This window comes from Streptomyces sp. NPDC090025 (genome assembly GCF_044748125.1).
Lineage (GTDB): Bacteria > Actinomycetota > Actinomycetes > Streptomycetales > Streptomycetaceae > Streptomyces.
In genome coordinates, this window is sequence record NZ_JBIVFL010000005.1 from 365,230 (window position 1) to 387,114 (window position 21,885).

A 21,885-nucleotide genomic window follows, 5' to 3' on the forward strand; every position below is an offset into this window, starting at 1 on the left:
GGTGGGGGCAGAGCACACCCATGGCACAGGGCACGGTCCAGGTGACGCACACCGGCACGTCGCGGTGGCGGCGCCGCACGGGCGAGTACGCCTCCCTCGCCGCCGCCCTGGAGGCCGCGGGCGACGGTGACGTGCTCACCGTGGCCCCCGGCACCTACCGGGAGAACCTCGTGGTCGAGCGGGCCGTCACCCTCCGGGGCGGCGACGGCTCCCTCGGCTCGGTGCGGATCGCGCCCGCCGACGGGGTGCCGCTGACCGTACGGGCCGCCGCCACCCTCCAGGACCTCCACATCGAGGGCCAGGACGCCGCCGCGCCCGCGCTGCTCGTCGAGGACGGCACCCCCGAGCTGCTCGACCTGCGCATCGTGACCCGGTCGGCGGCGGGTCTGGAGGTGCGCGGCGCCGCCCGGCCCACCGTGCGCCGCACCACCGTCGACAACCCGGCCGGGGTCGGCATCGCCGTCATCGACGGCGCGGGCGGGGTCTTCGAGGAGTGCGAGATCGTCGCCGCCGGTCAGTCCGGCATCTCGGTGCGCGGCGGCGCCCACCCCCGCCTTGAGCGCTGCCGGGTGCACCACGCCTCCGGCGCCGGGATCACCGTCACCGGCGAGGGCAGCGCCCTGGAGGGCATCGGCTGCGAGGTGTACGAGATCAAGGGCACCGGCCTGCAGCTCGCCGCCCGGGCCACCGCCCACCTCAGCGACTCCCGCGTGCACCGCACCTCCGCCGACGGCGTCACCCTCGACACCGACGCCGTGCTCACGCTCTCCGACTGCGACATCCACGACATCCCGGAGAACGCCGTCGACCTGCGCTCCCGCGCGGTCCTCACGCTCACCCGGTCGACCGTTCGCCGCTTCGGCCGCAACGGGCTCTCCGTCTGGGACCCGGGCACCCGGGTGGACGCCAACCGGTGCGAGATCCACGACAGCACCGGCGACTACCCGGCCGTCTGGGTGAGTGACGGCGCCACCGCCGTCCTGGAGGCGTGCCGGGTGCACGACGTGCCCGACGCCCTGTTCGTGCTCGACCGCGGCTCCCGCGTCGACGTCGTCGACAGCGACCTCTCGCAGGTCCGCAACACGGCCGTCTCGGTCAGCGACGGCGCCACCGCCCAGCTCGACGACTGCCGGATCCGGGAGGCGTCCACCGGCGCCTGGTTCCGCGACCACGGCAGCGGCGGCACCCTCGGCGGCTGCACCATCGACGCCGTGCAGACCGGCGTGATCGTCACCAAGGGCGCCGACCCGACGATCGAGCGGTGCACGGTCACCTCGCCCGCCGAGGCCGGTTTCTACGTGTCGGCCGAGGGCCGCGGCTCGTTCCACGGCTGCCGGGTCACCGGCAGCGGCGGCTACGGCTTCCATGTGATGGACGGCTGCCGCACCACCCTGCGCAAGTGCCGCACCGAGCGGTGCGCGCGCGGCGGGTACGAGTTCCCCGAGGACGGCCCGCTCGCCGAGGACTGCACCAGCGACGAGAGCCAGCTGCGCACCCCCGCCGGGACCGAGGGCAGCCTCCTGACGGCGACCCAGGCACCCCCGGCGGGCGGCCTGCTCGGCACCGTACCGCCGCCCCGCTCCGCCACCGCCACGACGGCGCCCGCCGCCGCGGCCGAACCCGAGGCGGCGGCCCGGTCGTCGGTCGAGGTCCTCGGCGAACTCGACACGCTCGTCGGCCTGGAGAGTGTCAAGCACGAGGTGCGCACCCTCACCAACATGATCGAGGTGGGCCGCCGCCGTCAGGAGGCCGGGCTCAAGGCGGTCTCCGCCCGCCGCCATCTCGTCTTCACCGGCAACCCAGGCACCGGCAAGACCACCGTGGCCCGGCTGTACGGCGAGGTGCTGCACTCACTCGGCGTCCTGGAACGCGGCCACCTGGTCGAGGTGTCCCGGGTCGACCTGGTCGGCGAGCACATCGGCTCGACCGCCATCCGCACCCAGGAGGCGTTCGACCGGGCCCGCGGCGGGGTGCTGTTCGTGGACGAGGCGTACGCCCTCGCCCCCGAGGACTCCGGCCGCGACTTCGGCAAGGAGGCGATCGACACGCTGGTCAAGCTGATGGAGGACCACCGGGACGCGGTGGTCGTCATCGCGGCCGGCTACACCGCCGAGATGGAACGCTTCCTGACCGTCAACCCCGGTGTGGCGTCCCGTTTCTCACGGACCATCAACTTCTCCGACTATGTGCCGGAGGAGCTGCTGCGGATCGTGGAGCAGCAGGCCGAGGAGCACGAGTACCGGCTGGCGCCGGGCTGCGACGAGGCGCTGGTGAAGTACTTCGCCGAGTTGCCGAAGGGCCCCACCTTCGGCAACGGCCGTACCGCGCGCCAGACGTTCGAGGCGATGGTGGAGCGGCACGCGGGCCGGGTCGCCTCGCTCACCGCGCCGAGCACCGACGACCTGACCCTGCTCTACCCCGAGGACCTGCCCGAACTCCCCTGATCCGTCGGCTCGTTGTCGCGCTGCCGGGGCAGCGCGGGCGGCAGCCGGTCGAGCAGCTCGGACCTGGCGGCGGCGAAGGCCGGGTCCGCCTGGTAGTCGGAGTGGCCCAGGATCGGTTCGGGCAGCGGGTGTTCGCGGGTCCGGCCGTACGCGACCGGGTCAAGGAGCTCGGGACGGTCGACGGCCGGCCGGTGGCCCTCGGCCGGTACCCGCACCGGCCCGCCGATCGGGTCGGTGGCCCGGTAGAGGTTGCTCCAGCAGTGCACCGTACGGTGCAGGCCGCGCAGCGCCCGGGGCCCGAAGTAGGCCGGGAACCATCGCCCGTAGAGCCGTTCCAGCGGCGAGCCGTAGGTGAGCAGGGCGACCCGGCTCCGGGTGGCGGGCGGCAACTGCCAGACCGCGGCGGCGGCGAGCACACTGCCCTGGGAGTGCCCGGAGATGACGAGCCGTCCGCCGGTGCGGCGGGTCCAGGAGCTCATCCGCCAGGTCAGGTCGGGCACGGCCCGCTCGGCGTAGCACGGCGGGGCGAAGGGGTGGGCGGCGCGCGGCCAGAACGTGCCGACGTCCCACAGGATGCCGATGGTGCGGCGCGCGGAGGCGTCCTTGTAGGCGCGGCGGCCCATGGTCACGAACAGCAGGAAGCCGAAGCCGATCATCCAGGAGCCGAGCGCCTGGGCGGCGGTGGCGGCCGAGGCGAGCGCGGGGGTGGCGCCGTCGAAGGCGCGGCCCGGGACGTTGCCGCTGGCCCAGGCCCCGACGACGGAGGCGGCGCCGAGCAGCAGGGTGGCGCCGGAGACCACGCCGATCAGGAGCGGCGCGGAGTCGGTGAGGGCGGCGCGGGCCCGGCCTGCGGCGATCTGGTCGGTGCGCAGCCGGTCGGGGTCGGCGGCCCCGTAGTCGGCGTCGACGACCGGGCGAAGGCGGCGGGAGGCGAGCACGGTCCGGACAGTGAGCAGCCCGACGGGCAGCAGGAGCAGCAGCAGGAGCACCGGGATGACGGACGCCTGCCAGCTGAGCAGCACGGGCGGTCCGGTGATGAGGCCGTCGCCGGTGCCGGGGGTGCCGGAGCCGTCGAGCCAGTCGGCGACCCGCTGGGCGACACCGCCGGACATGACGCCGCCGAGCGCGCAGGCGAGCATGGCGGTGGCCGGGCCGCCGAGGCCGTGCAGGGCCGTCCTGGGGTCGCGGCGCGGCCGGTGAAGGAGCAGGGCGACCGTGCCGAGGGCGACGACGAGGCCGCCCTGGGCGAGGGTGACCGCGCCGAAGACGGTGTTGCCGGGCAGGGTGCCGGTGGATGTCCAGCCGGGGCGGGACCAGCCGGTGTGCAGGGCGGTGAGCGTGAGGAGCAGCAGGGCGGCGCCCGGCAGCCAGGAGACCAGGGCGCGTTCGAGCCGCAGGTCGAGCCGTTTCTCGCTGCGGCCGCGGCGGCACACCACGGTGAGCACGAGGAGCGCGCCGAGCCCGATGGCGCCCTGGAGCAGCCGGTCGAGGAGTTCCTGGCCGCCGTCGGGGGCGGCGGCGTGGTCGTAGCCCTCGGCGGCCCCGGCCAGGGCGGCGGCGACGGTGAGGAATCCGGCGGCGGTGTGGGCGGCGCGCAGCCGGGCGACGAGGCGGCGCCCGAACCAGAAGCCGGGGCGGCCGAGCGCGGGCCGCAGCACGACCGGGGCGACGGCGGGCGCGGCGGCGGCCGGGCCGGGGCCGGTCGGACCGGGATCCACCGGGCCCAGGCCGGTCGGGCCCACGCCGTCCGGGCCCGCGCCGGAGCTTCCGGCGGTGTCGGCGTCGTACCCCGTGGGCGGCCGCTGGGCCTCGTACGCGCTCCAGGTCCGGTTGGACAGGTACCAGAGCAGGCCGACGAGGGCGGCCGGGACGACGGCGGCGAGCGCGAGACGGCGGCCGGGCTGCGACCACCAGCCGCCGCGGTCGGCGGACAGGAAGCCCAGCCAGGAGCGCTGCGCGGCGCAGGCGCCGGAGCCCGCGCACTGCCAGGCGGTCAGGTCGAGCGCCACCTCGCAGGCCGCCGCCGTCAGGAGCACGGTCAGGGTGAGCGCGATGAGCCGGACCAGGACGCCGTAGAGCCGCACCAGACGGGCCCGGCCCTCGGCCGGCGGGCGCATCCAGTGCGCCAGATTGGCCACCATGAACGGCAGGAGCAGCAGCCACAACGCGCGCGTGCCGTTGCCCGAGGTCAGGTTGGACCAGCAGTACGCCTCGGGGACGGGCCCGTCGGCGTGCCGCTCGGGGTGGTCCTCGGCGTCCACGTCGTCGCGGCGCCGGAACATCGCCGCCGTCCGGTCGCCGGTGACCCGCACCGTACGCGGGTCGTCCAGCATGTCGGCCGGGGTGGCTCCGCCCACGCCGTGGACGAGGAGTTCGAGCGCCGCACCCCCGTTCTGCGGGTCGGGCGGGGCAGGGGTCACTGGGGGGACTCGCTCTCTGCGCGCGGGGAACGGGGTGGCAGGATCAGGGGGCGGAGCGGAGCCGCGGGGCTCGGTGCGGCGGGACGGAACCAGGATCGCGGACGGTCGCGGCCCGGGGGACGGCCCTCACCGAATCCGACGTCCCTCTTCTCGTTCTGCTCGTTATTCCCGCTCCTCAAGCGGGAGTTACCTCCCGACCTCTGGAAAGGACCGGCCCCGGCGGTGAGCGACAACCAGAACCTTCTCGCGGAGCAGCGGCGCGCCCTGATTCTCGACGAGGTGCGCCGACGCGGCGGTGTCCGGGTCAACGAGCTGACCAGACGGCTCAACGTGTCCGACATGACGGTCCGCCGTGACCTGGACGCGCTGGCCCGGCAGGGCATGGTGGCCAAGGTGCACGGCGGGGCGGTGCCGGTCACCGACGCGAGCACCCACGAGCCGGGCTTCGAGGCGAAGTCGGCGCTCGAACTGGGCGCCAAGGAGGAGATCGCCCGGGCGGCGGCCCGGATGGTGCGCCCCGGCACGGCGATCGCCCTTTCGGGTGGCACCACCACCTTCGCGCTCGCCCGGCAGCTGCTCGACGTGCCGGACCTGACGGTGGTGACCAACTCGGTGCGGGTGGCGGACGTGTTCCACGAGGCCCGGTACGCGGTGCCGGGCGGCGAGTCGCGGCCGGGGGCGGCGACGGTGGTGCTCACCGGCGGGGTGCGGACCCCGTCGGACGCGCTGGTGGGTCCCGTCGCCGACCAGGCGATCCGCTCGCTGCACTTCGACGCGCTGTTCCTCGGGGTGCACGGCATCTCGGTGGCGGCGGGCCTGTCGACGCCGAACCTGGCGGAGGCCGAGACCAACCGCCGCCTGGTGCGCTCGGCGCGCCGGGTGGTGGTGGTCGCCGACCACACCAAGTGGGGGACGATGGGCCTGAGTTCGTTCGCCCGGCTCGACGAGGTGGACGTCCTGGTGACGGACGCCGGGGTGTCGCCGGAGGTGCGCGAGGAGATGGCGGAGCGGCTGCCGGGCCTGGTGATCGCGGGCGAGGGCGAGGGACCGTCGGACACGCCCGCGACGGAGGCCGACGGCGTCCCGGAGGACGCGGACGGCGGGGCGGCCGGGTGAGCCGGTTCCGGATCGAGCGGACGGTGGCGCTGCCGCCCGCCGAGGTGTGGCGGCGGATCACCGACTGGCCCGCGCACGGCGCCCGGATCCCGTTCACCTCGACGACCGTCCTGACCCCGGACCCGTCCGGCGTCGGCACCCGCTTCACCGCGCGCACCGGCCTCGGGCGGCGGCTCGGCTTCGACGACCCGATGGAGGTCGTCCGCTTCGAACCGCCCGGGTCCGGGCCCGGGACCGGGGTGTGCGGGATCGTCAAGCTCGGCCGCGCGGTGCGGGGTTCGGCCGTGTTCGAGGTGTACGAGGTGCCCGGCGGGTCCGGCGGACCGGCGGCGAGCCGGGTGGTGTGGACCGAGGAGCTGCGGCTACGGGGCGTACCCGGATGGTGCGACCCGGTCCTGGCGGCGGTGGGGCGGCGGTTGTTCGCCAGGGCCCTCGACGGTCTGCTGGGCAACTGAACGATCGTCAGCTAAGGTGTGCGCTCCTCGCACGCCCCTGCGAGCGGCACCCACGGGAGGTACGGCATGGCACGCCGACTGAGGCCGGTGGAGCTCGACTTCGTCGCGTCCGCCCCGGTGCGGCTGGTGTTCACGGCGGAGGCGGCGGCCCCGCCCGCGGCCGTGTACCGCTCGCTCGCGGTGGAGGTGGGCAGTTGGCCCGCCTGGTTCTCCGCGTTGCGGTCGGCGACGGCCACCGACGAGGGTGCCGGGCGGACGGTCCGGCTGCGCGGCGGGGTGTGGTTCGAGGAGACGATCATGGCGGCCGACCCGGACGTGCGGTACGCGTACCGGGTCGACACCACCAACGTGCCGGGTGCCACCGCGCTCCTGGAGGAGTGGTCGCTCTCCCCCACCGCGGGCGGCACCCGGATCCGCTGGACCATGGCGGCGGACGGCGGCCGGGCCTTCGCCCTGGGCCTGCGGCTCGCCGGGCCGGGCGTCGGGAAGTCCTTCCGGGACGCCGTCCGCCGCCTGGACCGCAGGCTTACTCCGGCCAGGCACCCGTCGCCAGGAACCGGTCGATAGCGAAGGTGTACGGCGCGATGTCGAGGCCCTGGGCGGCCAGCCACTCGTCCGAGTAGTACTTGTCGAGGTAGCGCTCGCCGCCGTCGCAGATCAGCGTCACGACGCTGCCGGTGCGCCCCTCGGCGACCATCTCGGCGACGATCTTCAGCGCGCTCCACAGGCCGGTGCCGGTGGAGCCGCCCGCCTTGCGGCCGATCGCGGTCTCCAGGGCGCGGACGGCGGCGACGCTGGCCGCGTCCGGCACCTTCATCATCCGGTCGACGGCGCCGGGCACGAAGCTGGGCTCCATCCGGGGGCGGCCGATGCCCTCGATCCGGGAGCCGCAGTCGGCGGTGGCGTCCAGGTTGTCGTGCACCCAGCCGTCGAAGAAGCAGGAGTTCTCCGGGTCGGCGACGCAGATCCGGGTGTCGTGCTGCATGTAGTGCACATAGCGGGCGATGGTCGCCGAGGTGCCGCCGGTCCCGGCGGTGGCGACGATCCAGGCCGGTTCGGGGTACCGCTCAAGACGCAGCTGCTGGTACATCGACTCGGCGATGTTGTTGTTGCCGCGCCAGTCGGTGGCCCGCTCGGCGTACGTGAACTGGTCCATGTAGTGGCCGCCGGTACGGGTGGCGAGCGCGGCGGCCTCCTCGTACATGGTCCGCGAGTCGTCCACGAAGTGGCACTGGCCGCCGTGGAACTCGATCAGGCGGCACTTCTCGGGGCTGGTGGTGCGCGGCATGACGGCGATGAAGGGCACGCCGATCAGCTTGGCGAAGTACGCCTCGGAGACGGCGGTCGAGCCGCTGGACGCCTCGATCACGGGTGCACCGGGCCGGATCCAGCCGTTGCACAGGCCGTAGAGGAAGAGCGAGCGCGCCAGTCGGTGCTTGAGGCTGCCGGTGGGGTGGGTCGACTCGTCCTTGAGGTAGAGGTCGATGCCCCAGCTCTCGGGGAGCGGGAAGCGCAGCAGGTGGGTGTCGGCGGAGCGGTTGGCGTCGGCGTGCACCTTGCGGACGGCTTCCTTGAGCCAGGTCCGGTAGTCGGCGTCGCTGCGGTCGACGTCGACGGTGGCCATGGGGCTTGTGGTGCTGGTCATGGGTCCTGCCTCTTCTCACGTGGCCCGCGGTCGGGGGTTGCCCACTGACCGACAATACCCCTCTCACCTGGGCAAACGTTGGCTTTGGGGGTCCATAGGAGGGGCTTTGGGAGTGCCTCGGACGTGGCTTTGCGACGGCCTGCTGGTGTCGCGGGCGGGGGCCCGGGCACACTGGGATGGAGGCAGTCTGCGCGAAGGGGGCGGAGCACCATGTCGGATCCCGAGTTCACCGCCACGGGAGTACGGATCGACCGCTGGCCACGGTCGCTGACCCGGGCGGGTGAGGTCCGCATCGAGGACGGACGGCTGTCCTTGCTGACCAGTTACGGCAGCGAGATCGACAGCGCCCCGCTGGGCAAGGTCCGGGCCGGCCGGCCGTGGTTCGCGAAGTCCGACGAGGCGGTGGCGACGGTCAATGGCACCCGCTACCGGCTCTCCGGCTCGGGCCGCCTGCTCGACGCCCTGAAGAAGGCCACCGGACACGGCTGAGCCGTCCGGGCGGGCTCGCTGACCTGCGACGGATCGCCGCGAGTTGCGGGGCGGTCACCACTGGTTCAGGCTGGAACCACCTCACCGAGGGTTTACCGGCGGTGACGCTGTGATCCAGCGGATCCGGCCACCGCCGCGCCACACCGCAGGACAGATCCGAATCTTCGTCTTCTTCCGGACTACTTCGGGGAGTCGCAGCCGTGATCAGCGAGCCCAGCAGGTACTGCACGGTGGAGCTTCATGCCATGCCGTCGCGGATAGGCCAGGTCCGCAGAATCGTTTCCGCGCAGCTACGCCAATGGCAGCTGGACGCGTTGATCGACCATGCGGCGCTCGGTGTCACCGAGCTCCTGACCAATGTTCACCGGCACGCGCAGCCGGACAAGAGGTGCGTCGTCGAGGTCGAGCTGCTGCTCGACCGGCTCACCGTCTCCGTCCGCGACAACGATCCGCGCGTGCCCGGGCTGCGCGAACCGGGCGCGGAGGAGGACGAGTTCGCGACCTCGGGCCGTGGTCTCGCCATCATCGAGGCGCTCAGCGAGAGCTGGGGCGTGCGGCCGCACGGGAACACCGGCAAGGCCGTCTGGTTCACCCTCCAGGCCCCGCCCACACCGATCGCCGCACCGCCCCGCACCGAGACGGTGTACGGGGCGACGACGGCGGGGCCGCTGGTGGCGGCGGGACGGGTGGGCGGGGCGCTGGTGGACTCGCTGGCGAGCTGACGGGACATCGGATTCCGGATCCGGGATGTTGGATCCAGGCCCCGCCGGATCCAGGACGTTGGATCCGAAACTGCGGATACCGGATGCCGGATCCAACATCCGGGACCCCGGAGGCTGGATCCGGTGTCCAAAGCCCGGTGGTTGGATCCGATATCCCGTATCCAATCTCCAGGATCTCGGGTGTCGGATTTCGGATTTCGGATGTTGGATCCAGGATGTTGGATCCAGGATGTTGGATCCAGGATGTTGGATCCAGGATGTTGGATCCACACGTTGGATCCGATATCCCGTCAGCTTTCCTGTCGCTCGCTCACTCCGTGGCGATCGCCCTCAGTACGTCGAGCCGTGCCGCCCTGCGGGCCGGGCGCCACGCCGCGACCGCGCCCGCCGCGAGGCCGATCAGGGCCACCACGGCGAGCCGGGTCACCGGCAGGGCGAAGGTGAAGGCGGAGTCGGACGCGCCGTCGGACGCCGTCACCAGGATCCAGCCGAGGAAGCCGCCCAGCAGCAGCCCGCCGGCCGTGCCGAAGGCGGCGACCAGGACGGACTCCCAGCGGACCATGGCCCGCAGTTGGGTCCTGGTCTGGCCGACCGCGCGCAGCAGGCCCAGTTCGCGGGTGCGTTCGTGGACCGCGAGGGTCAGGGTGTTGGCGATGCCGAGCAGCGCGATCAGGACGGCGAGCGCGAGCAGCGCGTAGACCAGGGTCAGCATCATGTCGATGCCGCCCGCCGAGGACTCGGCGTAGGCGTCGCGGGTCTGCACGTCGGGGTTGCCGTACCGGGCGGCCACCTGCTCGACCGCCGCCTTGCCGGTGTCGGTGGAGACACCGTCCTTGAACGTGACGGCGACCAGCCGGTCGGCGTCGCGCCCGTGGTGCGGGGCCCATGCCTGACGGGTGAGCAGATAGTCCCCGGCCAGGTCGGCGCGCTCGTACACGGCCCGTACGGTGAAGGTGTGCCGGGTGCCGTCGGTGAAGGCGAGTTCGGTGGTGCGGCCGGGCGTGAGCCCGTGCTTCCGGGCTTCGTCGGCGGCGACGGCGAGGCCGTCCGTACCGAGTCCGCCGAGGGATCCGTCGACCCTGCCGAGGTCGAGCACGCGGCCCAGCGCGGCCGGGTCGGTGACGGTCAGGGCGCGGCCCCGGCCGTCCACCTCGGCGACGCCCTGGCCGAGTCCGACGGCGGTCGCCACCTCGGGCAGCGCGGCGACGGCGGGCGCGAGACCGGGGCTGAGACCGCTGCCGCCCGCCCCGAACGAGGGTGCGGACACGGCCACGTCGCCCGCGAAGGAGCGCGCCACGGTGTCGTCCATGGTGGCCTTCAGGGACGCGCCGAACACGGTGAACAGCGAGACCACGGCCACGCCGATCATCAGGGCGGTGGCGGTGGCGGCGGTCCGCCGCGGGCTGCGCAGCGCGTTGCGGCGGGCCAGCGCGCGGCTGGTGCCGCGCAGCGGGGCGCCGAGGATCCGGATCGCGTACGAGGAGGCCACCGGGCCGAGCACGACGAACCCGGCGAGCGCGAGCACCGCGCCGGCTCCGGCGAGCCACAGCGAGGGCGTGGCGAGGACGCCGGTGAGGACCAGGCCCACGGCGAGCGTGAGCAGGGCGGCGCCGGTGACGGTGCGGGCGCGGGAGGCGGCCGGGTCGTCGACGGCGGTCTCGCGCAGCGCTGCGAGCGGGGCGGTGCGTCCGGCCCGCAGGGCGGGCAGCAGGGCCGAGCCGATGCAGACGGCGACCCCGACGCCGAACGGCAGCAGCAGGGACACCGGCCCGATCACCAGGTCGCCCTCGGGGAACGGGAAGCCGACGGCCGGGAACAGCGCCTGGAGTCCGGCCGCGATGCCGATGCCGCCGAGCAGCCCGGCCCCGGAGGCGAGCACCGCGACGGCGAGCGCTTCCGTGAGGGTCATGCCCACGACCTGGCCGCGGGCCGCGCCGAGCGCCCTGAGCAGGGCGTTCTCCCGGGTGCGCTGCGCGACGACGATGGCGAAGGTGTTGTGGATGGAGAAGACGGAGACGAGCAGCGCGACCCCGCTGAACACCAGCAGGAGGCTGGTGAAGAGGGTGAGGAAGCGGCCGGAGATCATCTCGTTGCTCTCGTCGGTGGCCTGCTGCCCGGTGATGGCCTCGGTGCCGTCGGGGAGCACGCGCGCGAGGTCGTCGACGAGGGCTTGCTGCGAGGTGCCGGGACCTGCCCTGACGAGGATGTCGGTGGCCTGGCCCGGTTTGGGGGCGAGGTGCCGTTCGGCGTCGGCGCGGGTCATGCCGGTGTAGGTGACCTGCCCCATGCCGTCCTCGCCGCCGAAGGTGGCGAGTCCGACGACGGTGACGCGTACCGGGTCCGGGGTGCGCAGGGTGGTGGTGGATCCGATGGCGAGGTGGCCGGTTTTCGCGGCCCCTTTGTTGACGACGACTTCGCCGTCGCGCTGCGGGGCGCGGCCCTCGGCGAGGGCGTACGGATTGAGTTTTGGATCCTGGATCCAGTTTCCGGCGAGGGTGGGCGGGCCCTGGCCGCCGATCGGCTTGCCGTCGGCGCCGACGAGCTGTCCGGCGCCCTCGATCCGGGGTTCGGCCGCCGCCACGCCGGGAACGCCGGAGAGCCGGGCGGCCAGACCGGCGTCGACCGGGCTGCGGGTGCCCTGGGTCTGACCGGCGGCGGTGACCACGCTCGTACTGCGGACGACGGCGTCGGTGCCGCTGTTGGCGTTGCCGAAGAGGGTGTCGAAACCGGCGCGCAGGGTGTCGCCCATGACGAGGGTGCCGGTGAGGAAGGCGACGCCGAGCAGGACGGCCGCGAAGGTGCCGAGGAAGCGGCGGCGGTGGGCGCGCAGCGAGGCCAGGCTGAGCCGGAGGGTGCGCAGGGTGGGGGAGGTCATGTCACCGCTCCTCTGCCGTCGAGGGACTTCATCCGGTCGAGGACCAGATCGGATGTCGGATCCTGGATCCGGTCGACCAGCCGTCCGTCGGCGAGGAAGACCACCTCGTCGGCGTGGGCGGCGGCGCCCGGGTCGTGGGTGACCATGACGACGGTGCGTCCGGTGTTCCGTACGGTGTCGCCAAGCAGCCGCAGCACCTCCTCGCCGGAGCGGGAGTCCAGGTTGCCGGTGGGTTCGTCGGCGAAGACGACGTCGGGGCTCCCGGCGAACGCGCGGGCCACCGCGACCCGCTGCTGCTGGCCGCCGGACAGCTGGCTCGGCCGGTGGTGCAGCCGGTCGCGCAGCCCCACCGTGTCGATCAGGGTGTCCAGCCAGGCCCGGTCGGGGGCGGTGCCCGCGAGGTCGAGGGGCAGGGTGATGTTCTCGGCCACGGTGAGCGTCGGCAGCAGGTTGAACGCCTGGAAGACGAAGCCGATCCGTTCCCGGCGCAGCAGCGTGAGCCGCCGGTCGTCCAGGGCGGACAGGTCGGTGTCGCCGATGAGGGCGGAGCCGGAGCTGAGCGTGTCCAGTCCGGCGGCGCAGTGCATCAGGGTGGACTTGCCGGACCCCGAGGGGCCCATGATCGCGGTGAAGCGGCCGGCCGGGAAGTCGACGCTCACCCCGTCCAGGGCCCGGACCTGGGTGTCGCCGCCGCCGTAGACCTTCACGGCGTCGACGACACGCGCGGCCGCGGGGCGGGCGGCGGTACGCGGCGGGGTCGTGGTGGTCATCACCGGCGCCCCTTGCCCTGGCGGCCGTCCCGGTCGGCGCCGAAGCGGCCGAACTGCTCCTCCAGGACGGTCAGCCTGCGCCAGTACTCCTCCTCGTCGATCTCACCGGCGGCGAACCGGTTGCCGAGCCGCGCGATCGGCGACTGCTCGTCGTCCCGCGCTCCCCCGCCGCCGGTACGGAAGCCGCCGGGACCCGCGGGGCCCCAGGGTCCGCCGAAGCGGCCCCAGGGACCGCGGCGCGGGCCGAACCGGCGCAGCAGGGTGACGGCCGTGACGATCACGGCGGCCCAGACGAGCGGGAAGAAAAGGATCCACGGGCCGGGGCCCGCGTGGGCGAGGGTGTTCATCGTCGGTCAGCTCCTCGCACGGACGGTGTCTCGTGCTGTCGGGTGATGCCTGGTGATGTCTGTCTGGTGATGTCTGGTGATGCTTCGAGACTGGCGCGCGGAGGGGGCCCGGGTCGTCGTACGACCAGCGGCTTCGTCCGTACCCCGGCGGGAGTAGAGCGCGTCCGGCGACTGCTCCCGGCGGCTCCCCCGGCACGCGTACGGCGCCCGCCAGGACTTCTGTACCTACTGGTATGTACAGTGGAGTCATGAGCGCGAACACGTCCGAGCGTCTGATCGAGGCCACCCGGGAACTGCTCTGGGAACGCGGCTACGTCGGCACCAGCCCCCGGGCCGTCCAGCAGGCCGCCGGGGCCGGGCAGGGCAGCATGTACCACCACTTCAGCGGCAAGCCCGCGCTCGCCCTCGCCGCGATCCGGCGCACCGCCGAGGAACTGCGCGCGGCGGCCGAGCGGGCGCTCGACGGCGACGGCGTCGACGGCGGCGGCGACAACGGTGGTGACGGCGACACCACGGCGTACCGGCGGATCGAGGCGTATCTGCTGCGCGAGCGGGACGTGCTGCGCGGCTGCCCGGTGGGGCGGCTGACCATGGACCCCGAGGTGATGGCGAGCCCCGAGCTGCGCGCGCCGGTCGACGAGACGCTCGCCTGGCTGCGCGGGCGGATCGCCGGGATCGTCCAGGAGGGCGTGGACGGCGGCGAGTTCGCCGCGTCCCTCGACCCCGAGCAGATCGCCGCGACCGTCGTGGCGACGCTCCAGGGCGGCTATGTGCTGGCCCGCGCGACCGGCTCCCCCGACGCCTTCGACACCGCCGTACGCGGACTGCTCGCCCTGCTGGCCCCGCCCGCCGCCACCGACTGAGCGCCGCGCACGAACCGCAGCCTGCCGCGACCCGAGGAGCGAACTCCCCATGCACGCCATGCAGTACGACATCACGCTGCCCGCGGACTACGACATGCGGATCATCCGCGACCGGGTCGCCTCCCGGGGCCATCTCCTCGACGCCTTCCCCGGGTTGGGGCTCAAGGCGTATCTCATCCGGGAACGGGCCGACGGGTCGCCGGTGAACCAGTACGCACCCTTCTACCTCTGGACCGACCCGGCCGGGATGAGCGCGTTCCTGTGGGGGCCAGGATTCCAGGGCATCGTCGACGACTTCGGGCGGCCGGTGGTGCGGCACTGGACCGGTCTCGCGTACGACGAGGGTCCGGCGTCCGCCGCGCCGCCCCGCACCGCGACCCGGCGGCGTCGCCGGATGCCGGACGGCGTCCCGCCCGCCGACACGGTGGCGGCGGAACTGGCGCTCCATGAGCACGAGTCGGCGGCGGACGGGGTGGTGGCGCGGGCGGTCGCGGTCGATCCGCGGCACTGGGAGCTGCTGACGTTCACGCTGTGGGCGGCGGACGCGCCGGACCTCCCGGCCGATGCCGCCGGTCCGGCCGGTCAGGCCGCTCCGGACACCGACCGCTTCCAGGTGCTGCACCTGTCGGCGCCTGGCCGGTCCGGACTCGGCCCGGGGCGGCTGTGGTGAGTCAGCGCACGCGGGCGGCGACGGTCCGGGCGCAGTCCAGGGACTCGGTGCGGGTGGTGTCGACCTCGAGGTCGTAGTGGACGCCCTGGTGGACCAGTCCGGCCTGCTTGGCGGCCATGCCGGGAGTGCGGTCGCCGCGCGCGATCTCGCGTGCGGCGGCCACCTCGGGGGCGCAGCGGACACCGACCCACAGCACCTCGACGCCCTCGGTGGCGGCCCGCCAGCGGCCCTGGGAGGCGGCGCCGCCGAGGAAGACGTCGTCGACGACGATCCGGGCCCCGGCCCTGGCCATGGCGACGATGCCGGTGGTCCAGGCGGCCTCCAGGGCGCGGAACCGGGGCCCCACGGTGACCTCGCCGTCGGGGCCGTACTCGATGCCGCCGGGCGCGCCGTCGAGGGTGGGCGGGAGCGCGTCGACGAAGTCGTCGACGCCGAACGCCAGCCAGGGATCGGGGAGTACGGCCTGCAGGCAGCGCACCAGGCCGGTCTTGCCCGCGCTGGAACCGCCGTTGAGGATGATCATCCGCGTGCTCGTCACACCGGGCACCCTAGAACGACTCGGCCCCGCTCCCCAACGGATTTCGCCCGGCCACGGTCACCCGGCGACGACCGCGGTCACCCGACCGGCACCAGGGTCAGATAGGCGATCCCGAGCAGTGAGCGGTAGCCGAACCACTGGCCGCGCTGGCGGTCGGTCCTGGCGCGGGTCTCCTCGGCGAGCGGGTGGTCCGGGTGGGCGGCGAGCCAGAGTTCGGTGGCGTGGCGGTAGCCCGACTCGAACTCCTCCCACTCCTCCCGGCCCGCGGTCTCGACCCAGGCGGGCCGGAACCCGGCCTCGATCGCGAGGTCGACGAGCCGTTCCAGGACCGGGTGGTCGTCGGCGCGGGCGCCCGGCCACATCCGGGCGAGCTCCGGCTCGGCCGGGACCCGCTCCCAGAAGCCCTCGCCGAGCACGACCCGGCCGCCCGGCCGGACCAGGGCGCGCAGTTCGCGCAGCACGACGGCCACGTCGTACGGGGCGTCGGGCTCGATGAGCGCCTGGCCGGAGCCGAGGCAGAGGACCACGTCGGCGGGGCCGTGCGGGGTGCCGAGCGCCGATTCCTCGACGTACCGGACTCGTCCGTCGAGGCCGCGCTCCTCGGCGATGCGGCGGCCGAGGGCGAGGTCGGTGGCGTCGATGTCGATGCCGGTGCCCTGGGCTTCGGGCGCGGCGGCGAGCACCCTAAGGAGCAGCTCGCCCCAGCCGCAGCCGATGTCGAGCACGGTGGCGGGCCCGATGGCGGCGACGCGGTCGACGATCCGGGCCGCGCGGGCCTCGGAGAGCGGGCCGTGGAAGGTGAGGCCGGCCCCGCGATGGGGCGGCGGCGGCACGTCGGCGTGCGGCACATCGGTGGCGCCAGAGGCACCGGAGGCGGTCGGGGCAGCGGCGGCGGCAGTGTTCTCGGTCATCGCCGCGAACCCTAGTCGGCGTCGGGCGCTCCGACCAGCGCATTAAGGGGGTCGTCGAGCACCGGCTGCCAGGCGAGTTCGGCGGCGCCGACCAGGCTGTTGTGGTCGAGCGTGCACGGCAGGATCGGCACCCCGCCGCTGCGTCCCCACAGGCTGCGGTCCGCGACCACGGCGCGCAGCCGCCCCGGGTCGGCGTCGAGCAGCGAGCGGTGCAGGCCGCCGAGGATGATCCGGTCCGGGTTGAGGATGTTGACGAGCCCGGCGAGGCCGAGGCCGAGCCGGTCGATCAACTCCTCGGTGGCGGCCCGTACTCCGGGGTCGTCGGGGTGGTCCCTGAGGAGGTCGCGGGCCTGCTGGAGCAGCGAGACCTCGGGGCCGGGCGCGCGGCCCGCGACGGTGAGGAAGGCGAGCGGGTCGGTCTCCACGTCGAGGCAGCCGCGGGAGCCGCAGTGGCAGGGCCGGCCCTCGGGGTTCACGGTGAGGTGGCCGACCTCCAGGGCGAGGCCCGAACTGCCGGTGTGCAGACGGCCGTCGAGGACGAGCGCGCCGCCGACGCCGCGGTGCCCGGTGGCCACGCACAGCAGGTCCTTGGCGCCGCGTCCGGCGCCGTGCCGGTGTTCGGCGAGGGCGGCGAGGTTGACGTCGTTGCCGGTGAAGGCGGGGCCGTCGATCCCGGCGGCGCGCACCTGTTCGGCGAAGATCTCCCGGACCTGGGCCCCGGCGGGCCAGGCGAGGTGCAGCGGGTTGAGGGCGGTGCCCTCGGGTTCGGCGACGGCGGAGGGGGCGGCGAGTCCGGCGCCGACGCAGCGGCGTCCGCTGGCCCGCAGCAGCGCGGCCCCGGCGGCGACGACCTCGCCGAGCACCTGGGCGGGGTCGGCGGAGACGGTGACGCAGCCGGGCGCGGTGGCCTCGATGGTGCCGCCGAGGCCGACGAGGGCGGCGCGGAAGCCGTCGGAGTGGACCTGTGCGGCGAGCGCGACGGGGCCCTTCTCGTCGACCAGGAGCCGGTGCGAGGGGCGGCCCTGGGAACCGGCGGCGGCGCCCGGGTTGGAGTCGACCCGGATCAGGCCGAGGGCTTCGAGTTCGGCGGCGACGGCTCCGGCGGTGGCGCGGGTGACGCCCAGTTCGGCGGTGAGGACCGCGCGGGTGGGGGCCCGTCCCGTGTGCACGAGTTCCAGCGCGGGTCCGAGGGCGCTGCGCCCCCTGTCCAGCCGAGTCCGCGTCGTCGTCGCCTTGCCGTTCATGGCCCCGAGTCTCCCATGATCGAGCCGCGGGGACGCCGGGCCGCGTCCTCGTCGGGTGTCCGCCGGGGCCGCACGGCTTGTCGGCGGCCCGTGTCCCACCCTATCCTGAGTTTGTGCCGCTACTAAACAAAGTGCGGACGCGCCACTCAGGGGGACCCGGCGGAGACACCGCGCGCAGCTCCCTGACCCGCCTCCGCGTCGCCCTGACCCTGTTCTTCGCCCTCGACGGCTTCCTGTTCGCCGGCTGGGTGGTCCGCATCCCCGCCGTCAAGGAGCAGACCGGCGCCTCCGCCGGGACCCTCGGGCTCGCCCTGCTCGGTGTGTCCGCCGGGGCCGTGGTGACCATGACGCTGACCGGGCGGCTCTGCCGCAGGTACGGCAGCCACCCGGTCACCGTCGTCACCGCCGTCCTGCTCTCACTGTCGATCGCCCTGCCGCCGCTCACCCGCTCCCCGCTCGCCCTCGGCCTGGTCCTGCTGGTGTTCGGGGCCGCGTACGGCGGCATCAACGTGGCCATGAACAGCGCCGCCGTCGATCTGGTCGCGGCGCTCCGCCGCCCGGTGATGCCGAGCTTCCACGCCGCCTTCAGCCTGGGCGGGATGCTCGGCGCCGGACTCGGCGGGCTGGTCGCCGGGAGCCTGTCCCCCACCGCGCATCTGCTCGGCCTGACGGGCCTCGGGCTTGTCCTGACCGCCGTCGCCGGACCCGTACTGCTGCGTCATCCGGCGCCCGCCCCGCCACCCGAGTCACTGCCCGCCGGCCGGCCCGGTGGCTCCGGGGGCCCGGCCTCCGGGACCCGGCGGGCGGTGCTGGTGCTCGGGGTGATCGCGCTCTGCACGGCGTACGGGGAGGGTGCCCTCGCCGACTGGGGCGCCCTGCACCTGGCGCAGGACCTGGGCGCGCACCCGGGTGTCGCGGCGGCGGGCTACTCGCTGTTCGCGCTCGCCATGACCGCCGGGCGGCTCACCGGCACCGCGCTGCTCGAACGGCTCGGGCAGACCAGGACGCTGGTCGCGGGCGGCCTGACCGCCGCCGCGGGCATGGTGCTCGGCTCGCTCGCGCCGACCGTGTGGCTCGCGCTGCTCGGCTTCGCGGTCACCGGCCTCGGCCTGGCCAACATCTTCCCCGTCGCCGTCGCCCGGGCGGGCGCGCTCGCCGGACCGAGCGGGGTCGCGACCGCGTCCACCCTCGGCTACGGCGGGATGCTCCTCGGCCCGCCCGCCATCGGCTTCCTCGCCGAATGGTCCTCTCTGCCGCTCGCCCTGACCACGGTCGCGCTGCTGGCCGCCGGGGCCGCCGCGATGGGCTACGCCTCACGGGAGCGCTGAGCCCACGCGACGGCCGCCCCGACCCGTACCCGTACCCGTACCCGGCCCTGCGTCAGCCGAGCCAGCCGGGCCGCACCAGGCCCGACTCATAGGCGAGCACGACGAGTTGGGCCCGGTCGCGGGCGCCGAGCTTCACCATGGTGCGGCTCACATGGGTCTTGGCGGTGAGCGGGCTGACCACCAGGCGGCGGGCGATCTCGTCGTTGGTCAGGCCGAGTCCGACCAGCGCCATCACCTCCCGTTCCCGTTCGGTGAGTTCGTCAAGTCCGGCCACCCGAGCGGGTTGTTTGGAGCGGGCCGCGAACTCCTCGATCAGGCGCCGGGTCACACCCGGCGAGAGCAGCGCGTCGCCGCCGGTCACCGCCCTCACCGCGCGCAGCAGTTCCTCCGGTTCGGTGTCCTTCACCAGGAACCCGGAGGCGCCCGAGCGCAGCGCCTCGAAGACGTACTCGTCGAGTTCGAAGGTGGTCAGCATGACCACCTTCACCGCGCCGAGCGCCGGGTCCCCGGTGATCGCGCGGGTGGCGGCGAGACCGTCGAGCCGGGGCATCCGGATGTCCATCAGGACGACGTCCGGGCGCCGTTCGCGCACCAGCGCCACCGCCTCCTCGCCGTCGGCGGCCTCGCCCGCCACCTCGATGTCCGGCTGCGCGTCGAGCAGCGCCCGGAACCCGGCCCGTACCAGCGACTGGTCGTCCGCGAGCACCACCCGGACCGGCGCGGCGCCGGGCAGCGGCCTCGGCTCGGGGCGCTCCGGAGGCTCCGGGGGCGCGGGGTGTGCGGTGCTCACGGGGACTCCTCGGGGTGGAGCGGCAGACGGGCGCGCACCCGGAAGCCGCCGTCGGCCCGGGTGCCCGCCTCGATGGTGCCACCGAGCCCGGCGGCGCGCTCCCGCATCCCGGCGAGTCCGTTGCCGCTGCCGCCCGCGTCGCCGCCGGTGGCCGGTCCTTCGTCGTCGATCCGCAGGTCGAGGGCGTCCGGCCGGTAGCCGACGACGACCCGCGCGGTGCGCGAGCCCGAGTGGCGGACGATGTTGGTGAGCGCCTCCTGCACGATCCGGAACGCGGCGAGTTCGGTGCCCGGCGGCAGTCGGCGCGGCTCCCCCTCGGTCTCGGTGCGGACGGTGAGTCCGGCCGCGGCGGCCTGTTCGGCGAGTTCGGGGAGCCGGTCGAGGCCGGGGGCGGGCGCGCGGGGCGCGTCGCCGGGGGTACGGAGGGTGTCGAGCACCTGCCGTACCTCGCCCAACGCCTCCTTGCTGGCCGCCTTGATGGTGGTGAGCGCGGTACGGGCCTGGGCCGGGTCGGCGTCCAGGAGGGCGAGGCCGACCCCGGCCTGGACGTTGATCACGGACAGCGAGTGGGCGAGGACGTCGTGGAGTTCGCGGGCGATCCGCAGCCGCTCCTCGTCGGCCCTGCGGCGCTCGGCGGCGGCCCGTTCGGCGCGCTCCTTGGCCCACTGTTCGCGGCGGGTCCTGACGAGTTCGGAGGCGGCGAGGATGGCGACGGCGAAGGCGGCGACCGGGAGTTCCTGGCCCCAGGGGGCGGGGCCGTCGCCGTCGGGCGGCAGGAAGCGGTAGAGCCAGTGGGCGAGCAGCAGATGCCCGGTCCACAGCAGGCCGAGCGCCCACCAGGCGGCGTGCCGGTGGCCGTGCACGACGGCGGCGAAGCAGGCGACGGCGACGACGGCGAACACCGGGCCGTACGCGTATCCCGCCGCCAGGTAGCCGAGGGTCACTGCCGCTGCGGCGAACACCACGGGCACGGGGAAGCGGTGCCGCAGCAGCAACAGCGCGCCGCCGAACACGAGCAGTCCGCGGCCGAGGGCGTCGAGGGCGACCCGGTCGGGCTGGTTGCGGGCGGCGAAGCCTGAGCCGATCAGCACGAAGGCGGTGATCAGGAGGGTGGACCGCCACGGCAGCCCGGCGATGCCGCCCCGGCCGCCCGCCCGGCCGCCGCCCCCTCCGTCGCCCTCGGCGCCCGGGCCGGTGCCGGGCTCGCCCCGGGCCCAGCGCCAGGGCGGCCCGTCGTGCTGTGCGTCCATGCGGCCACGCTAGACGCCACCGGGCGGCGGGGGCGTCCGCCGGGCGGGGCGGTCACGGGTACTCCCACGGGAGTACGGGGCGGGGCCGGGTCGCCGGTACGGGTGGGGCCCGGCGCGGCCGCCGGGCACCGGGCGTCCGGTGCCGGTGCCGGTGCCGGTGCCGGTCAGCAGGTGCGGAGCAGCCCGGTCTCGCGGCCGAGCCGTTCGGCGGCGGCGGCGAAGAAGGTGTCGCGGGCCTGGACGACGTTGTTGAACTGGCCGAACACCTCGAACGACACGAGTCCGAACAACTGGGCCCAGGCCGACACCAGGGCGACGGCGAGCGGCGGCGGAAGGTCGGGGGCCATGTCCTCGGCGAGCCGCCGGGCCTCGGGCGCGAGGACGTCGGGCAGCGGGAGCAGCGCGATGCCCTTGTCCTGGTAGGCGGCCCTGGCGATGCCGACGAGCAGCAGGCCGACCCGGGAGGCGGGGCCGATGGTGTCCTCGGGCGCGGTGTAGCCGGGGACGGGCGAGCCGTAGATCAGCGCGTACTCGTGCGGATGGGCCACGGCCCAGGTGCGTACGGCCCGGCAGGCGGCGGTCCAGTGCGCGAGGTGGTCGCCGGGGGCGGCGGTGAGCGCGGTGGCGTGGGCCTGTTCGGCGGCGGCGCCGACGGCGTCGTACGCGTCGATGATCAGCGCGGTCAGCAGCTCGTCGCGGGACGGGAAGTAGCGGTAGAGGGCGGAGGAGACCATGCCGAGTTCGCGGGCGACGGCGCGCAGCGAGAGCTTGGCCGCGCCTTCGGCGGCGAGCTGGCGGCGGGCCTCGTCCTTGATGGCGGCGGTGATCTCGATGCGGGCGCGGGCGCGGGCTCCTTGTACGGGGGTCATGGAGAGCAGTGTGCCATGTTTCAGAGCACCGCACTGAAACGAGAGCACTGCTCTTGCTTGCGCGCGCGAGAACGTGCACACTGTTCTCAAGCGAGAGCAGTGCTCACACTTTGGAGCGGCGCTCACGCCAGAGTCCCGT

General features: G+C 74.5%; 20 protein-coding genes. 9 read left to right on the forward strand and 11 right to left on the reverse strand.

Translation table 11 applies throughout. The annotated features are described in order from the left end of the window. Nucleotides 1-20: 20 nt before the first annotated feature. Entirely contained in the window at nt 21-2,444 is a 2,424-nt protein-coding gene (locus ACIPXM_RS15910; protein WP_401655500.1) for a right-handed parallel beta-helix repeat-containing protein, read from the forward strand. On the opposite strand, the gene ACIPXM_RS15915 is transcribed toward ACIPXM_RS15910, so the two are convergent. Continuing rightward, nucleotides 2,414-4,864: a hypothetical protein gene (locus tag ACIPXM_RS15915; protein ID WP_401655501.1), complete on the reverse strand. Its 2,451-nt coding sequence runs from the start codon at nt 4,862-4,864 to the stop codon at nt 2,414-2,416. The genes ACIPXM_RS15910 and ACIPXM_RS15915 overlap by 31 nt on opposite strands. A 222-nt stretch (nt 4,865-5,086) precedes the next feature. Here ACIPXM_RS15915 and ACIPXM_RS15920 point away from each other — a divergent pair, with 222 nt between their 5' ends. The 3 genes from ACIPXM_RS15920 (at nt 5,087) to ACIPXM_RS15930 (ending at nt 7,002) form a co-directional block, all read left to right on the forward strand. Beyond that, the gene (locus ACIPXM_RS15920; protein WP_401655502.1) at nt 5,087-5,980 is read left to right on the forward strand and encodes a DeoR/GlpR family DNA-binding transcription regulator; all 894 of its coding nucleotides are present in this window, start codon (nt 5,087-5,089) and stop codon (nt 5,978-5,980) included. After that, nucleotides 5,977-6,435 carry an SRPBCC family protein gene (locus tag ACIPXM_RS15925; protein WP_401655503.1) on the forward strand — a complete coding sequence of 153 codons (459 nt, stop codon included), beginning with the start codon at nt 5,977-5,979 and terminating at the stop codon, nt 6,433-6,435. The genes ACIPXM_RS15920 and ACIPXM_RS15925 overlap by 4 nt, the downstream gene beginning before the upstream one ends. Before the next feature lie 66 nt (nt 6,436-6,501). Then, nucleotides 6,502-7,002 (forward strand): SRPBCC family protein, encoded by a 501-nt coding sequence (locus ACIPXM_RS15930; RefSeq protein WP_401655504.1) that lies wholly within the window; start codon nt 6,502-6,504, stop codon nt 7,000-7,002. Here the strand turns inward: ACIPXM_RS15930 and ACIPXM_RS15935 are convergent. Continuing rightward, nucleotides 6,962-8,080: a PLP-dependent cysteine synthase family protein gene (locus ACIPXM_RS15935; RefSeq protein WP_401655505.1), complete on the reverse strand. Its 1,119-nt coding sequence runs from the start codon at nt 8,078-8,080 to the stop codon at nt 6,962-6,964. The two genes, ACIPXM_RS15930 and ACIPXM_RS15935, sit on opposite strands and share 41 nt — an antisense overlap. Nucleotides 8,081-8,290: 210 nt before the next feature. On the opposite strand from ACIPXM_RS15935, the gene ACIPXM_RS15940 reads away from it, so the two are divergent. Together ACIPXM_RS15940 and ACIPXM_RS15945 are read left to right on the forward strand one after the other, a co-directional pair. Beyond that, nucleotides 8,291-8,569, forward strand: a complete 279-nt coding sequence (locus ACIPXM_RS15940) for a hypothetical protein (RefSeq protein ID WP_401655506.1) — start codon at nt 8,291-8,293, stop codon at nt 8,567-8,569. A gap of 200 nt (nt 8,570-8,769) precedes the next feature. After that, nucleotides 8,770-9,291, forward strand: coding sequence for an ATP-binding protein (locus ACIPXM_RS15945; protein WP_401655507.1), 522 nt, complete (start codon nt 8,770-8,772; stop codon nt 9,289-9,291). Nucleotides 9,292-9,601: 310 nt separating this feature from the next. Here ACIPXM_RS15945 and ACIPXM_RS15950 read toward each other — a convergent pair whose 3' ends face one another. The 3 genes from ACIPXM_RS15950 to ACIPXM_RS15960 are packed head-to-tail and all read right to left on the reverse strand — an operon-like array spanning nt 9,602 to nt 13,283. Then, nucleotides 9,602-12,166, reverse strand: coding sequence for an FtsX-like permease family protein (locus ACIPXM_RS15950; protein ID WP_401655508.1), 2,565 nt, complete (start codon nt 12,164-12,166; stop codon nt 9,602-9,604). Further along, nucleotides 12,163-12,936, reverse strand: coding sequence for an ABC transporter ATP-binding protein (locus ACIPXM_RS15955; RefSeq protein WP_401655509.1), 774 nt, complete (start codon nt 12,934-12,936; stop codon nt 12,163-12,165). Before ACIPXM_RS15955 ends, ACIPXM_RS15950 begins: the two co-directional genes overlap by 4 nt. Continuing rightward, entirely contained in the window at nt 12,936-13,283 is a 348-nt protein-coding gene (locus ACIPXM_RS15960; protein WP_401655510.1) for an SHOCT domain-containing protein, read from the reverse strand. The genes ACIPXM_RS15955 and ACIPXM_RS15960 overlap by 1 nt, the downstream gene beginning before the upstream one ends. 233 nt (nt 13,284-13,516) lie before the next feature. Here ACIPXM_RS15960 and ACIPXM_RS15965 point away from each other — a divergent pair, with 233 nt between their 5' ends. Together ACIPXM_RS15965 and ACIPXM_RS15970 are read left to right on the forward strand one after the other, a co-directional pair. Next, complete coding sequence (locus tag ACIPXM_RS15965; RefSeq protein ID WP_401655511.1) at nt 13,517-14,146, forward strand: TetR/AcrR family transcriptional regulator; 630 nt, start codon at nt 13,517-13,519, stop codon at nt 14,144-14,146. 49 nt (nt 14,147-14,195) lie between these two features. Then, the gene (locus ACIPXM_RS15970) at nt 14,196-14,816 is read left to right on the forward strand and encodes a DUF4865 family protein (protein WP_401655513.1); all 621 of its coding nucleotides are present in this window, start codon (nt 14,196-14,198) and stop codon (nt 14,814-14,816) included. Between the two features lies 1 nt (nt 14,817). On the opposite strand, the gene cpt is transcribed toward ACIPXM_RS15970, so the two are convergent. The 3 genes from cpt to ACIPXM_RS15985 form a co-directional block, all read right to left on the reverse strand. Continuing rightward, nucleotides 14,818-15,339, reverse strand: a complete 522-nt coding sequence (gene cpt / locus ACIPXM_RS15975; RefSeq protein ID WP_401655559.1) for a chloramphenicol phosphotransferase CPT — start codon at nt 15,337-15,339, stop codon at nt 14,818-14,820. Between the two features lie 92 nt (nt 15,340-15,431). Beyond that, nucleotides 15,432-16,265, reverse strand: a complete 834-nt coding sequence (locus ACIPXM_RS15980; RefSeq protein ID WP_401655514.1) for an SAM-dependent methyltransferase — start codon at nt 16,263-16,265, stop codon at nt 15,432-15,434. A gap of 11 nt (nt 16,266-16,276) precedes the next feature. Next, nucleotides 16,277-17,509, reverse strand: a complete 1,233-nt coding sequence (locus ACIPXM_RS15985) for an ROK family protein (protein WP_401655515.1) — start codon at nt 17,507-17,509, stop codon at nt 16,277-16,279. A gap of 113 nt (nt 17,510-17,622) precedes the next feature. Between ACIPXM_RS15985 and ACIPXM_RS15990 the strand changes: the two genes are divergently transcribed. Continuing rightward, nucleotides 17,623-18,837 (forward strand): MFS transporter, encoded by a 1,215-nt coding sequence (locus tag ACIPXM_RS15990; RefSeq protein WP_401655516.1) that lies wholly within the window; start codon nt 17,623-17,625, stop codon nt 18,835-18,837. Nucleotides 18,838-18,889: 52 nt separating this feature from the next. Here ACIPXM_RS15990 and ACIPXM_RS15995 read toward each other — a convergent pair whose 3' ends face one another. The 3 genes from ACIPXM_RS15995 to ACIPXM_RS16005 all read right to left on the reverse strand — a co-directional run bounded on the left by ACIPXM_RS15995 (nt 18,890) and on the right by ACIPXM_RS16005 (nt 21,746). After that, the gene (locus tag ACIPXM_RS15995) at nt 18,890-19,570 is read right to left on the reverse strand and encodes a response regulator (RefSeq protein WP_401655561.1); all 681 of its coding nucleotides are present in this window, start codon (nt 19,568-19,570) and stop codon (nt 18,890-18,892) included. Nucleotides 19,571-19,623: 53 nt separating this feature from the next. Continuing rightward, nucleotides 19,624-20,877 carry a sensor histidine kinase gene (locus ACIPXM_RS16000; RefSeq protein ID WP_401655517.1) on the reverse strand — a complete coding sequence of 418 codons (1,254 nt, stop codon included), beginning with the start codon at nt 20,875-20,877 and terminating at the stop codon, nt 19,624-19,626. Nucleotides 20,878-21,041: 164 nt separating this feature from the next. Beyond that, entirely contained in the window at nt 21,042-21,746 is a 705-nt protein-coding gene (locus tag ACIPXM_RS16005; RefSeq protein WP_401655518.1) for a TetR/AcrR family transcriptional regulator, read from the reverse strand. Nucleotides 21,747-21,885: the final 139 nt, after the last annotated feature.